13 protein-coding genes are annotated in these 14134 nt (G+C 66.3%); 2 read left to right on the top strand and 11 right to left on the bottom strand.

Translation table 11 applies throughout. From position 1 onward, the window contains the following. Positions 1 to 55 precede the first annotated feature (55 nt). Positions 56 to 538: a (2Fe-2S)-binding protein gene (locus BGK68_RS12985; protein ID WP_075257444.1), complete on the top strand. Its 483-nt coding sequence runs from the start codon at positions 56 to 58 to the stop codon at positions 536 to 538. Then, the gene (locus BGK68_RS12980) at positions 535 to 3459 is read left to right on the top strand and encodes a c-type cytochrome (protein WP_083657804.1); all 2925 of its coding nucleotides are present in this window, start codon (positions 535 to 537) and stop codon (positions 3457 to 3459) included. Before BGK68_RS12985 ends, BGK68_RS12980 begins: the two co-directional genes overlap by 4 nt. A 21-nt stretch (positions 3460 to 3480) precedes the next feature. Here BGK68_RS12980 and BGK68_RS12975 read toward each other — a convergent pair whose 3' ends face one another. The 11 genes from BGK68_RS12975 to benC form a co-directional block, all read right to left on the bottom strand. Further along, entirely contained in the window at positions 3481 to 4257 is a 777-nt protein-coding gene (locus BGK68_RS12975) for a molybdopterin-dependent oxidoreductase (RefSeq protein WP_075257442.1), read from the bottom strand. Next, positions 4254 to 4868 carry a cytochrome b/b6 domain-containing protein gene (locus BGK68_RS12970; protein ID WP_075257441.1) on the bottom strand — a complete coding sequence of 205 codons (615 nt, stop codon included), beginning with the start codon at positions 4866 to 4868 and terminating at the stop codon, positions 4254 to 4256. The genes BGK68_RS12975 and BGK68_RS12970 overlap by 4 nt, the downstream gene beginning before the upstream one ends. 14 nt (positions 4869 to 4882) lie before the next feature. Beyond that, positions 4883 to 5512 carry a DUF5666 domain-containing protein gene (locus BGK68_RS12965; protein WP_075257440.1) on the bottom strand — a complete coding sequence of 210 codons (630 nt, stop codon included), beginning with the start codon at positions 5510 to 5512 and terminating at the stop codon, positions 4883 to 4885. Between the two features lie 197 nt (positions 5513 to 5709). Further along, a complete protein-coding gene (locus BGK68_RS12960) occupies positions 5710 to 6123 on the bottom strand; it encodes a hypothetical protein (protein ID WP_075257439.1) in 414 nt (137 codons plus the stop codon). Between the two features lie 180 nt (positions 6124 to 6303). After that, positions 6304 to 7842, bottom strand: coding sequence for a dynamin family protein (locus BGK68_RS12955; RefSeq protein ID WP_075257438.1), 1539 nt, complete (start codon positions 7840 to 7842; stop codon positions 6304 to 6306). Beyond that, a complete protein-coding gene (locus tag BGK68_RS12950) occupies positions 7839 to 9107 on the bottom strand; it encodes a GTPase (RefSeq protein ID WP_143433043.1) in 1269 nt (422 codons plus the stop codon). Before BGK68_RS12950 ends, BGK68_RS12955 begins: the two co-directional genes overlap by 4 nt. Positions 9108 to 9125: 18 nt before the next feature. Continuing rightward, positions 9126 to 10295 (bottom strand): benzoate/H(+) symporter BenE family transporter, encoded by a 1170-nt coding sequence (locus BGK68_RS12945; protein ID WP_075257436.1) that lies wholly within the window; start codon positions 10293 to 10295, stop codon positions 9126 to 9128. 99 nt (positions 10296 to 10394) lie between these two features. Next, positions 10395 to 11762, bottom strand: a complete 1368-nt coding sequence (locus BGK68_RS12940) for an MFS transporter (RefSeq protein WP_075257435.1) — start codon at positions 11760 to 11762, stop codon at positions 10395 to 10397. Positions 11763 to 11837: 75 nt separating this feature from the next. Next, a complete protein-coding gene (locus BGK68_RS12935; RefSeq protein ID WP_075257434.1) occupies positions 11838 to 12254 on the bottom strand; it encodes a RidA family protein in 417 nt (138 codons plus the stop codon). A gap of 38 nt (positions 12255 to 12292) precedes the next feature. Next, entirely contained in the window at positions 12293 to 13066 is a 774-nt protein-coding gene (gene benD, locus BGK68_RS12930; protein WP_233149309.1) for a benzoate diol dehydrogenase BenD, read from the bottom strand. Positions 13067 to 13077: 11 nt separating this feature from the next. Further along, complete coding sequence (gene benC, locus BGK68_RS12925) at positions 13078 to 14115, bottom strand: benzoate 1,2-dioxygenase electron transfer component BenC (protein ID WP_075257432.1); 1038 nt, start codon at positions 14113 to 14115, stop codon at positions 13078 to 13080. Positions 14116 to 14134: the final 19 nt, after the last annotated feature.

Raw genomic sequence — 14134 nt, 5'->3', positions numbered from 1 at the left:
GCGCTGACGACCATTCCACAAGCGCCCCCGAGGCGCCCGCAGCAACAGAGAGACCATGCACAAGCAAGAACCCATCACCTTCCATGTCAACGGCGTCCCGGTCAGCCTGGACATTGCCGCCGATGCGCCGCTGCTCAACGTGCTGCGCAACGACCTTTGCCTCAACGGTCCCAAGTTCGGCTGCGGCCTGGGTGAATGCGGCACCTGCACGGTGCTGGTCGATGGGGTGGCGGCGCGTTCCTGCGTGATCCCGCTGGCCGGCGTGGCCGCGCGCCATGTCACCACGCTCGATGGACTGGAACAGGACGGATGTCTGGACCCGGTGCAGCAAGCCTTCATCGATGAACAGGGTGCGCAGTGCGGCTACTGCCTCAACGGCATGATCATGACCATCAAGGCCCTGCTGCTGCGCTCACCCACGCCCAGCGAAGACGAGATCCGCCACGAACTGGACTTCAACCTCTGCCGCTGCGGCACCCATGTGGAAATCCTGCGGGCCGCACTGCGTGCAGTCGAACTGCAGCGAGGAAGGCAATGATGGGCAGCATCGACCTGCAGGCGGCTACCACCGCCACGCCCTCCTCCCTACCCTCCTTGCGCCATGCCCGGCTGGCCCTGCCGCCGGTGCTGGGCTGGCAATCGCAGCGTTACACCGGCGCCCACCTGCAAGGCGTGGACGTTGACGCCGCGCTGGGATTGCCCGGCGTGCGCAGGCTGGTACAGCAGCGTCACCTGCTGGCCGTCATCGCCGACAGCGACGCCCAGGCGCGCCAGGCCTGCGCCCTGCTCAAGCCGCGCTGGAGCACGCCGGCCGACGACGACCAGGCGCTGCGCCCACGCCAGGCGCACAGCCTTTATCAGCGCGGCAAGGAAGAAGAAGGCCTGTACGACCTCACACTGGAAGCCGACTATCAATGGCAGGAGGGCGAAGCCGCCCTATCGTCCCCCGACGTGGTGGCCCTGGCCGCACCTAGCAAATCGGGCATGCGCATCGACCTGCCCTTCGGCAATCCCGCCGCCATCGCGCTCGAAGTCGCGGGCTTGCTCGCTCTACCGGTCGCCCAGATCGAGGTGCGCAGCCACCGCGCACCCGCCGACGCCCGCGAGTACCGCGCCGCCTCCGATGTGGCCGGTGTGGCAGCGCTGCTGTGCCAGCAGTGTGGCGAAGCGGTCTCGCTGGCGCTGACGCCCGGAGATGCGCCCGCCCTCCTGACCTCGCTGCATCTGCGCGGCGAATTCGATGAGGATGGCGCGCTGGGCAACAGCGCACTGGAAGTCACGCAGGACAGCCCTGCCCCCCCACTGGCCTGGTTGCTGACGGAGACGGCCTATGCGCTGCCGGACGCCTCCACCAACGATGGCGCGGCGCTGGCCTCGCCTTATGACTGGCGCACCGTCCACGTCAGTGGGCCAGTGGACACCAGCGTGCCGGTCGCAGCGACCTGCTTTGCGCAGGAGATCTTTCTGGATGAAGTGGCGCAGCGCCTGGGACAGGACCCGGTCCAGTATCGCCTGGCCCACCTGCCCGACAGCCACGGCAGGGACCTGATCCGTTCGGTGGCGCACGGCGCCAGCTGGCATCCCGCCCGGCAGCAAGGCCAGCGCCGGGGCGGCCGCTTGCGCGGACGCGGCTTCGCCTATGCCAGCACGATCGAACAGCAAGCCGGCCAGCCCGTGCAGAGCTGGTCGGCCTGGGTCGCCGATGTGGAATACGACGAGGCCTCCGGCGAACTGAGCGTGACCAAGATTACCGCCGGCCACGACGTACGCGCTGCCGGGCAGCCGCCTGCAACCAGCCCTGCGCTGGAACAGGCCAACGCCGACCGGCTCGGCCAGCAGGCCCGGCTGGCGCTGGCGCAGAGCATGCACGGCGGCAAGGGCTTCGATGCCTGGTCGCGCGAACTGAGCCTGCCGTCCACCTTGCCCGCCTCGCTCAGCTTGCCCCAGAGCGCCGCGCTACCGACGGTCGAACTGGTGGGAACACCGCCGGCGCTGCAGAACATCCAGCTCAACGCCGGCGCTGCCTTCACGCTGCCGGCGGCGGCGGCCATCTCCAACGCCGTCTATGCCGCCACCGGCGTGCGGCTGCGGCAGGCGCCCTTTTCCGGCGAGCAGATCCGGCTGGCATTGAACGCCTCCGCGCCCGCCCGCGGCGCGCAGCGCTGGCGCAAGTATGGCTGGCTGGGCGCGGCCGTGGCGGCAGTGGGTACTACGCTGACCCTGGCGATGCCCTGGCGCAGCGAGATCGCGCCCATCGCGCGTCCCGATCCCGACCTCTACTCGGCCGCCACCATCGAGCGTGGACGACGGGTGGCGCTGGCGGGTGATTGCGCGGTCTGCCACACCGCGCCGGGCGGGGCGGCCAACGCCGGCGGCCACGCCTTGCAGACGCCCTTCGGCACCATCTACAGCACCAACATCACCCCCGACGAGCAAACCGGCATCGGCAACTGGTCGTACGCCGCCTTCGAGCGCGCCATGCGCCAAGGCATCCACCGCGACGGCAGGCATCTCTACCCGGCCTTCCCCTATACCGCCTTCGCCAAGATCAGCGAGGCCGACATGCAATCGCTCTATGCCTACCTGATGGCGCAACCGGCCGTGGCCAGCACACCGCCGGCCAATGACTTGCGCTTCCCCTTCAACCTGCGGCCCTTGCTGGCGGGCTGGAATACGCTGTTCCATGATCCCCAGGTATTCCAGCCCGATCCGGCGCGCTCGGATCTGTGGAATCGCGGGGCCTACCTGGTCGAAGGCGCGGGCCATTGCGCGGCCTGTCACTCGCCACGCAATGCGCTGGGTGCAGAAAAAGGGGGACGCCACTACCTGGGCGGCGGCACGGTCGATGGCTGGGAGGCGCCGGCGCTGACGGCCTTGTCGAAGTCGCCCACGCCGTGGACGGAGGAAGAATTGTTTGCCTATTTGCGCAGGGGCTTCTCTGCACGGCATGGCATCGCAGCCGGGCCGATGGCGCCGGTGGTGGCCGAGTTGGCGCAGTTGCCGCCGGGTGACGTGCGCGCCATCGCGCATTACCTGGCCTCGTTCCAGTCCGGCGCAGCCAGCAGCCCTGCGGCGCCCGTACCGGCATCCGCCACGCAAGCGCCCAGCCCGGCCGAGCTGCGGTCACGGGCCAATGGCCAGCGCCTGTTCGCAGGGGCCTGTGCGGCTTGCCACCAGGAAGGCACAGGCCCAACCCTGTTCGGCGTCAAACCCTCGCTGCGGGTCAATACCAATCTGCACAGCGATACGCCTGACAACCTGGTCCACGTGATCCTGCATGGCATCCGCGAACCGGCCAATCCTGCCTTGGGTTACATGCCTGGCTTCGCCAACAGTTTCAGCGATGCCCAGATGGTGGACCTGCTGGCCTATCTGCGCAGCGAATTCGCCGCCGGCAAGCCGGCCTGGCAAGGTGTGGAAGCCAGCATTGCGCGTTCGCGCGCCATGCCGACGCAGTGAGCCGGTCGCAAGCCTGTCGGTTCAGATGCCGCTGAACCAGTTGTAGCCCTGGTCTTCCCAATAGCCGCCAGGATTCTGGTTGCTCACGAAGATGGCCACCACATGCTTGGGATTCTTGAAACCCAGCTTGGTCGGCACACGCACCTTGAGGGGATAGCCATACTGTGTCGGCAAGGCTTCCTTGCCGAAGTCGAGCGCGAGGATGGTCTGCGGATGCAGCGCGGTGGGCATGTCCAGGCTGGAATAATAGCGGTCGGCGCATTTGAAGCCGACATACTTGGCCGTCAGGTCCGCGCCCACGGCCTGGAGGAACAGCCGCAACGGCACGCCGGACCATTGGCCGATGGCGCTCCAGCCTTCGATACAGATGTGGCGGGTGATCTGGCCGGCCTGCGGCAGTGCGCGCAGGCGCTCCAGCGTCCAGCTGCGCTTGTCGCTGACCAGGCCCGAGACTTCCAGCTTCCAGTCGCTGCCATCGATCTCCGGCGCATTGAACTCGTCATAGAAGGCGTTGAATGGGAAGGGATTCGTGATCTGGCTGGCCGCATAGGTGGGCGCCAGTTTGTGGCTGCGAAACAGCAGCGCCTGCACGCGATCATTCCAGCGCGACATGGCCCACAGCACCTTGTCCACGCTGTCGTTGTCCTGCAGGTCGCAGCCCGAGAGCATGGACAGCGCCCCCAGCGACAGCGCCGAGCGCAGCATGAGGCGGCGCTGCACCTGCACCAGGGCCGGGCGATGGTCGGCCAGCAGGATCTTTTCCGTCTTCGGCGCGTGCTTGTCGTCCTTGTCTTTCATGATGCATTGGCCTTCTTGTCATGGCCGCCGATGAACATCGGGAGGAGGGTCCTGGGCACGATGGCCACCAGCGCCAGGTGTACCACCACGAAGGCGGCGATGCCCGCCATGGCGGCGAAGTGGACCTTGCGCGCAAAGTCGAAGCCGCCGAAGAGATCGGCCAGCCAGTCCAGCTGCACCGGCTTCCACAGCGCCAATCCGGACAGCACCACCAGGATGCCCAGCAGCATCACCGCCCAATACAGCAGCTTCTGCACGGCGTTATAGACGCCGGGCTGGTGCGGCAGTTTGAAGCGCAGCGCCTGCCCGGCATCGCGCCAGACTTCGCCCGCACGCACGGGCAGCAGGTGGCGGCGAAAGTGGCCGCTCAGGGCGCCATAGAGCAGATAGAACAGCCCATTGGCCACCAGCAGCCACATCGCCGCGAAGTGCCAGGCGATGGCACCGCCTAGCCAGCCGCCCAGGGTTATCCAGGAAGCGAATTTGAAGGCAAAGATGGGCGAGGCGTTATAGATGCCCCAGCCACTGCTGATCATGCAAGCGATGGCAAAGGCATTGAGCCAGTGGGCAATGCGTACGGCCAGCGGATGAAGAACGGGTGGTCGGGACATCGTCGCCCTCCTTGTTACATCGGCGGGGTGATGCCGTTCTTGCCGGCGCTGACGCTGGCGGCGGTGAGGCTGCCGTCGGCATTCTTGCGGGCGCGCACCACCACCTTGACACCGGCGGCCAGCAGCGAGCGGTCACCGGCTTCGATGTTGACCACCGGCACATCCTCGGGCACCACGATCTTCTTTTCGCCGTTCTTGTACTTCAGCGTCAGGGTGCGGCCATTGCTGGCGATGACGTCGCCCACGGTGCCGTTGGTCATGGTGCTGTTGGGGGCGAGATCAAAGGGGCGATGACCATCACCGGTGCCGGCCATGGCGGGCGGGAAGACATGCACCTCCAGCGCCTTCTGCGACCCATCCGGCTGGGGAATGCCGGCCGCGCCGATATAGCTGCCGGGCTTGATGTCATTGATGTTGGCAATGGAGATGGCGGCCACGCGGGTGTCCTTGTCCAGCGCCACGTTCTGCTCGGCGCCCTTGTTGCTCTTGACGACGAGCTGATCCTTGCCGACCGAGACGATGGTGCCGCGGATACCGACCAGTGCCGGTGTCTGCGCCAGCGCGACGGGGACCAACAGATGACTGGCCAGCAGCGCCGGGATCAGTGCACCGCGAAAGACTTGAGGCAGTAGTTTTTTCATCATGGGGACCTGGAAGACGTCGTTGAAGGGGAACCTGATTCTAGGCAGCCCAGCACGTCATTCGAATGACATTTGAGTGACAAAAATGTCATCTTTCCCACATGGCGACAACCGCGAACAACAGCGTGCCACAGCAGCACAACGACGCTCCCCGGCAGCACGCCTGCCGGGCAGCGCAGTGACCCGATGGAGGGCGGGCGTCAGTTGTCCTGATGCGCCCAGTTGAAGCTCAGCGAGGCCGGCTTCTCGCCCACGCTGACCTTGCTGGTCTTCTTGACGCCGTTGTAGATGGCGGTGACCTCATATTCGCCGGACGGCAGCTTCAGGTTGGTCATCGGTCCGGCGCTGGGCAGGGTGAAGATGCTCTTGCCGTGCAGATCGCTGACGGTCAGCTTGACGTTGCTGACGAAAGCGCCGTCCTTGGCTTCTGAAAAGAGCAGGCGCAGGTTGTAGTCCTTGGCCGCCTCGCGCAGCTTGTGCTGCTCGCCGGCGCCGATGCCGCCGTTCATGTAGGCCACCGAGCCCTGCATCTCCTGGGCTTGGGTGAGCGGTGCGGCCAGGCCTGCGAGGCCGAAGACGATGGCGCTGATGGCGGTGATCTTGTTGATGTCCATGATGGCTCCTTATCGTGGTTCAGGATGAAAAAGCGCGCCGCCTGAGGCGGTGGACCGGATCTGCCCGACGGTTGGGCTTCCGATGGCTTGACTGTAGACCTGGAAAATTAAGAAAGACTTAATGCCGGCCCCATTTCATCCATCACCGTAGCCGTGAGATGCCCGTTGATGAAATGCGTTCTACATGCCAGGTTGTCGCAGGCCGTGTTCAATCTCGCCCAGTTGGCCGGTGTAACGGTGGATGATCTGCTGCTTGCGCTGCACTGCTGTGCTCAAGGCCTGCAGGCGGGCGGCGCATATGTCGCCGATGGTTTCGGCCAACGCTTCCAGGCTCAGTTGGATGGCCTGGCCCAGGGCGTCGTAGAGCTTTTCATAGGAGGGCGGCAAGTCCTCAGCGAAGGCTCTCTCATAGCCGGCGTCGGCGGGCAAGACGATGCCCTGCGCCGCCGGTGCGGCCAGCACATGACTGTCCAGCACGGCGCGGGCGTGGCGCTCGAAGGCGTGCATCATCAGCGGCTGCAGGGTATCCACCACGGCGGCCACATCGACTGCGGCGGCGTGCTGTTCCAGCAAGGCCGGCAGGCCCGGCATGATCTCGCGCCAGGCCAGTTGCACGATGTGCGCACATTGGGCGGTCAGCGCCGCCTGCTCCTGCTCCAGCAACTGTTGCAGGGCTTGCAGGGCCGGCAGGGTCTGTCCGTGCAAGGGCGCCAGCACGTCTTCCTGCAGGTGGTGCAGCAATACTTCGGCGGGCTTGCGATCACGATAGGCCAACGCCGGTGCAAGCAACGCCGACAGCGCCGCATAGAAGCGTTCAAACCCCGCGCCCTCCATCGCGGCAGCATCCGCGCCCTCGGTGCGGGCCACGTGCGCAGACAACGAGACCGGCGGCTTGAGCTGGCGCAAGGCCACGCCCAGGGCCTGCAGCTTGTCGCTGGCGCGGGCGTACACATCGGCTTCCTGATCGGCCCGATTGGCCGAGGATTTGTTGCGCAGGCGCTTGACGATCTGGCCATCCAGTTCGTCTTCATCGATGACGTCGCTGCGCGTGAGCACGGGCAGCAAGGGCTTGCCACGGCGCAGTTCGCGCGCCAGCTCGTCAAGTTCCTGCACCTGCCCCGGCGACGTCGAACTGGTCAGCCACAGCACGGCATCGGCGCTGTCCAGAAACCGCTGGGTCAGGGCGGCGTTGTCATCGGTAGCCGAGTGCAGGCCGGGCGTATCCAGCACCACCAGGCCATCGCCCAGACAGACACCTTGCAAGCGCGCCGTGGTCTCGGTGGCGCCTTCATGGAAGGCGCTGGCGCTTTCGATCAACTGCCCATCCTGCAGATGGAAATATTGCACGGCCTGGCTGCGCTGGCGAAAACGCTGGGCCAGGAAATTACACAGCGAACTCTTGCCGGCATTGAACTTGCCGAACACCAGCAGCATCAGCTTGCCTTCGAAACGCTGCGCCAGCGCGCGCGCCGGAGCCAGTGCCATCCATTGCTGCTGGCGGCGCTGCGCCTGGCGCGCCAGGTCTTCATGCAGGTCAGCGATACGCCGGGCCAAGGCGCTGCCGGACTGCAAGCCGACCGCGTCGATGCGCCCGTCCTGCAAGGCCTGGTCCAGCGCCGACAGCCAGCCGCGCAAGGCCGCCAGCACCGGCTGCAAGTCGGCCTCGCCCTGGCCGGTGCGGCCGATGGCGTCGATGAACTGTTGCTCCTGCCGGTTCATGCGCTCGCCCCTTGGCGCAGCCGCTGCAGCGCCTCCAGTGCGCGGGTGTTGGCCTGCTGCTCGGACTGCGCCTGCGCCAGCGCCTGCTGCAAGGCTTGCTGGTCCTCCGACAGTTCATAGTAATGCAGGAAGGATTGCATCAGCTGTGCCTGTCCGGCCGGCTCGCAGAAGCGGCGGCGCAGGTCGGCGCGGTATTTGACCGAGATGCCCATCACCGCCACCATCACCGTGTCCAGGCTGGCCACGGAGGTGCGTTGGTCAGCGGGCAAGCCTTCCACACCGTGCTGGATCAGGTGAGCGCGAATGGCGATGCAGGCGCGTGAATAGGCCACGTGGATGCGCGCCCGCTCGCGCTTGCCGGCGGTGAGCCTGAACTCATCAGCCGCCGTGTCAGGTGTCAGCGCCGGGTCCTCGCCTTGCAACTCGACGATGGGCTGGAGGTCCCGGTGGATGCTCTCCAGCACGCTCTGCAAGCCTTGCTCGAATTGCTGGCGCTGCTGTTGCTGGCGCTGCTGCAGCGTCTGCCATTGCGCTTGCGCGGCGGCCTGCTGCTGCTGCAACTGCTCGCCGATGTCGGCAAAGAGCACTGCCTGCTCATGCTGGCGCGCGGCCGGCACTTGCTGCACCACCTCGCGCAGCAGCGCTTGCAGGGCCGGGATGCCGCTCTTGTTGAGCAACAGCGGCTTGCCGCCTTCCACGCCATTGCGATGGCGGGTGGCCGAGACCGGATGCAGCGCCAATCCGCCCGCCTGCGCCTGGATGGCGGCGCTGACCTTGGCCAGTTGCTCCTCGTCGCTCATCTGGTCGACCTGGGTCAGCACGAACAGGGTCTGACGCCGGGTGCGCAACTGGTCCTCGCGCAGGGTCTGCAGCAGCTTGCGCTCGCCGGCGTCGAGCTCGCCCTCCTTGGCGGCATGCACGAACAGGCGGATATCGGCCTGCAGCCAGATGGCTTGCTGGGCGTGGCCGTCGTCCTGCTCGGCCACATCGGCATCCAGGCCGGGCGCATCCAGCCAGCGCAGTTCGGCATGATGATGCTCGGACAGCGTGACCGTCTCGCGGCGATCAGCCACGGCGAACACGTCGCGCCCCACCAGTTCATTGAGCAGGCGGCTCTTGCCGTGGTTGTACTTGCCCACCACGGTGACGGTGGGGGCGGCATGGCGCTGCGCCAGCACGCGCAGGCGCGCCAGGTCATGCGCGCGCGCCGGGGCCACTGCCAGCACCTCGCTGGCCAGCGGGTCGAAGAAGTCTTGCGGATTCATTGCAGTCTCCATGCGTTTTCATTTTTTTTGAACGGGGCGGCCGATGAGCCAATAGGCCGCCATGCCCACCATCACACCCCAGAAGGCTGCGCCCAGGCCGAACAGCGTCATGCCGGAGGCGGTGGCGAGGAAGGTGATGACCGAGGGCTCGACATAGCCGCCCTCCTCGCTCATGAGGCGAATGTTGGAGACGATCGCGCCGATCAGCGCCAGGCCGGCCAATGCGGCGATCAACTCCTTGGGGAAGGCGGTGAAGAGCGTCACGATGGAGGCCGCAAAGGTGCCGCCAATGAGATAGAAGACGCCATTGGCGATACCGGCGATGTAGCGCTTGCCCGGCTCGGGATGGGCGTCCTTGCCGGTGCACAGCGAAGCCGTGATGGCCGCCAGCACGATGGTGATGCCGCCAAAGCAGGCCGTGGCCAGCGAGGCCAGCCCGGTACCGGTCACCACGGCGCGGGTCGAGGGATGGTAGCCGGCCAGCTGCAGCACCGCCATGCCAGGCAGGAACTGGCCGGTCAGGCTCACCAGCACGAGCGGCACCGTCAGGCTGAAGAACACGCCCACGCTGAAATGGGGCGCGATGAAGACCGGTTCGGCCAGTTGCAGCCGCAATGCGCCCAGCGCAGTCTGGCCGCTGGCAAAGGCCACCGCAAAGCCGGTCAGCGCCACCACCACGATGCCGTAGCGCGGCCACCAGCGACGGCCCGCCAGATAGGCCGCCAGCATGGCCGCCACCATCAGCGGCGCGGCCACGCTGGAGCGGAAGGCCTGCAGGCCGAACTGCAACAGGATGCCCGCCATCATGCCCGCCGCAATGCCCTTGGGAATGAAGGCCAGGATCTTCTCGAAATAACCGGTCACACCGATGAGGATGAGCAGCACCGCGGCCATCAGGTAGGCCCCCACCACCTCGGGCATGCTGATGCCGGGAAACAGGCTCAGCAGCAGCGCCGTCCCCGGGGCCGACCAGGCCGTGATGATGGGTAGCCGGAACCAGCCGCTCAACAGCAATCCGCTCACGCCAGCGCCCATCGAGATGCCCCACACCCAGGACACCAGCTGCGCCTGCGGCACCTGCCCGGCATGCGCGGCCTGCACGAAGATCACCAGCGGACCGGCGTAGGAAATGAGCACTGCCAGGAAACCGGCCACCCACGCCGTGAGCGAGCCTTGTCGTTGCACCATTGCGCGTTCTCCGCTGCACATGTCGTCCCCAATCCATACAAAAGCAAAATGGTCCGGCGCCGCCCGCAGGCGCCGGACCGCCTAGCTGCCAGAGCGATCTTAAACGCTACGCGAGGCGGCCGCCGGCGGCGCCTTCGCCGCTGGGGCAGCATGGCTAGCTTGGCTGCCATGGCGGTAGCGCAGCATGAACAGGCCCATGGCCAGCGCGGCCACCAGGCCGGGGATGGCGAAGACCAGGAAGTTCATCTTCAGCGGCAGGGCCGCCGCCATCAGTGCGCCACCCAGCAAGGGGCCGACGATGGCGCCCGAGCGGCCCACGCCCGAGGCCCAGCCCAGCCCGGTGGAGCGGATCGCCAGCGGATAGAACTGGGCGGTGTTGGCATACAGCAGGATCTGCGTGCCGATGGTGGTGGCGCCGGCCACGATGATGAGCAGGTACAGCACCGGCGTAGGACTGTTGAAACCCAGCAGGGCGATAGCCACCGTACCGACGGTGAAGAAGCTCACCACCACCTTGGGCAGGGTAAAGCGGTCACCCAGCCAGCCGCCGCCGATAGCCCCGACCACGCCGCCGAAGTTCAGCGCCAGCAGGAAGGACAGCGAGGAACCGAGGCTGTAGCCGGCGCTGGCCATGAGCTTGGGCAGCCAGGAGCCGAGCGCATAGACCATCAACAGGCAACAGAAGAAGGAGACCCAGATCATCAGCGTACCGACGGTGCGATCCTGCTTGAACAGATGCAGCATGGGGGCGCCCGCGCCCTTGACATCGGCTTGCACCAGCTGGGTATCGGCCGCGATGCGCGCCTGCGGATCGACCTGCGTGAGCATGGCGCGGGCCTGTTCCAGGCGGCCCTGGCGCAGCAGGAAGCCGACCGATTCGGGCAGCTTCCACAGGATCACCGGCAGCAGCACCAGCGGTACGGCGGCGGCAAAGAACATCGATTGCCAGCCGAAGTTGGGCAGCATCCAGATACCCAGGCCGGCGCACAGCACGCCGCCCAGCGAATAGCCGCTGAACATGATGGCCACCAGGGTGCTGCGCAGGCGCTTGGGCGCATATTCATTCATCAGCGCCACGGCATTGGGCATGAGGCCGCCGCAACCCAGGCCGGCCAGGAAGCGATAGACGCCGAACTCGGTGGGCGAGGTCGCAAACCCGCTCAGGAAGGTCGAGATACTGAAGAGCACGAAGCTGATCGCCACCCCCTTCTTGCGGCCGATGCGATCCGCCAGCGGGCCGAAGATGAAGGCCCCGAACATCATCCCGAACAGCGCATAGCTGCCCAGTGCGCCGGCCTGCACCGGCGAGAGCGACCACTCCTTCATCAGCACCGGCAGCACCGCGCCGTAGATGAACAGGTCATAGCCATCGAACACCAGCAGCAATGCGCACAGGCACATCACCATCCAGTGGAACTTGGTAAAGCGTGCGCCATCGATGATCTGGCTCACATCCAGTGTCTTCATAGGTCTCCTCCTTCGTTGTCTTCAGTACGTTGTTTTTAGTACGTTTTATGGGTTGGCCGCGTGGCCGGTCCTGCTTCAGGGTGTGCCGCCTCCTGCCGGGCGCAGGTGCGCCACCGCCTTGATCTCGATGACATAACCCGGCGCGCCGCCCAGCATGTGCGCACCGATGGCGGTCCAGGCGGGTAGCGGATAGTGGCTCAGGTAGCGGTTGCGCACCTTGATGAACAGCGGCAGGTCGCGCATGTCGGTATGGAAGGTCGTCAAATCGACGATGTCGTCCAGCGTGCCGCCGGCCGTTGCCAGCACCAGCTTGAGATTCTCGAAGGCTTGCACGATCTGGGCTTCACGCGGTTCGACCAGGTGCATGTCCGGCCCCCGGCCGATCTGGCCGGACACATACAGGACCTGCCCCACCCGCACAGCGGGGGCGTATCCGATCTTTTCGTAGACGTCTTCCATTCCTTTGGGAATGATGGCCTGGCGGTCTGGCATGGCGGCTCCGTAGCTGGTGAAAAGATGATTCAGAAGCTTCAACCGTTGTCACCGCCCGCCACCGGCAGCACTGCACCGGTGATGTAGCTGGCGTCGTCGGAGGCGAGGAAGAGGATGGGTGCGATCTGCTCTTCCAGCGTGGAATAGCGCTTGAAGTAATTGGAACGGGTGACCTGTTGCACGGCTTCCTGCATCCACATCTGTTCCTGCAGGCTGTCGCCCTCCGGATTGCGCGGCACCCGGCGCGGCGGCGCCTGGGTGCCGCCGGGCGCGGTCGCCACCACGCGAATGCCGAGTTCGCCGTACTCCATGGCCAGCGCTGCGGTCAGGGCATTGACGCCGCCCTTGGCCGCCGAATACGGCACGCGGCGAATCCCGCGCGTAGCGTTGGACGACACATTGACGATCACGCCCCCGCCCTGCTGCAACAACTGCGGCAATACCGCGTGGCAGCCGTAGAGTGTGGGCATGAGCGAGCGGCGGATCTCGGCGTCGATCTGGGTCGGTGTGTATTGGGCATAGGGACGCATGCGGATGGCCCCGCCCACCCCATTGATAAGGATATCGATGCGGCCATACAACTGCACCGCCTCGTCCATGGCCGCCTGCGCGCCGGCATAGCTTTCCAGGTCGGCGACCAGGCCCTTGCCGCGTCCGCCGGCGGCCTCTGCGGCCACCTCATGGACGAACTCGGCGCGGTCCACCAGCAACACCTGGCCGCCCTCTTCGGCAATGCCCAGCGCCACGCCGCGCAGGATGCCCTGGGCGGCGCCGGTGACCACGACAACCTTGCCGGCGAAGCGACTTTTCATGGAGGCGGCGCTCATGCCGCTGCCGCCACTGAGGCCACCGCCGGCTGGCTGGAGGCGAACTTCTCGTAATAGAAGCTGGCCGGCTGCATGCCCGTGGCCTGGAAGTGCTTCTGCACCGCCTCCACCATCGGCGGCGGGCCGCACAGGTAGACGTCCACATTGCCATCGTGCAGCACCGCAGCGGGCATGTGCTGGGTCACGTAGCCCTGACGCGCATGGGTGGTGGCGGGATCGGCCACGCAGGTGGTGAAGCTGAAGCCAGCCAGGCGATCCGCCAGCGCTTGCAGACGCTCCACCAGCACCAGGTCCTGGTCGCGGGTGACGCCATAGATCAGGTGTACCGGCTGATCCAGCCCTTGCTGCGCCAGTTCCGCCAGCATCGACAGGAAAGGCGCGAGCCCAGTGCCGCCGGCCAGCATCAGCACCGGGCGCGTTACGGGGCGCAGGTAGAAGCTGCCCAGCGGCCCGGTCAGCGCCAGCGTCGCCCCCTCGCTGGCGCTGGCCAGCCAGTTGCTCATCAAACCGCCGGGGACGTTCTTGATGAGAAAGCTCATGCGGCTCGCGCCCGAGGGCGAACTGAACGAATAGGAACGGTGCTGGCCGCTGTCCGGCACGCCGATGTTGACGTACTGGCCGGGCAGGAAGGCCGGTGCATTGGCCGGCACATCCAGCACCAGTTCAAAGGCCGCGCCGCCCAGGTCGCTGAGTGCGGCCACCTTGCCGGCGAAACTGACGGTGCCGGTCTTGCAGGCGGTCGAGGCGACCGGCACGGCGATGACGCAGTCGGACTGCGGCACCATCTGGCAGGTCAGCACCATGCCTGCATCGGCTTCGTCGCTGCTGAGCGCATCGTCGATGTAGTCATCGCCCAGGTCGTAGACGCCGCTCTCGGCGCGGCACTTGCAGGTGCCGCAGACGCCATCGGAACAATCCATGGGCAGGTTGATGCGGTTGCGGAAGGCCGCGTCCAGGACTTTTTCCCTGGCGCCGCAATCAATGATGCGGGTGACCCCATCCTCGAAATTCAAGGCGATGCGATAGCTGCTCATCTTCTGTCTCCTGCTGCCG

It is taken from the genome of Herbaspirillum camelliae (assembly GCF_001929405.1).
GTDB lineage: Bacteria > Pseudomonadota > Gammaproteobacteria > Burkholderiales > Burkholderiaceae_D > Herbaspirillum > Herbaspirillum seropedicae.
The sequence above is the reverse complement of the archived record's forward strand: the minus strand, read 5'-3'. Positions and strand labels throughout refer to the sequence as shown.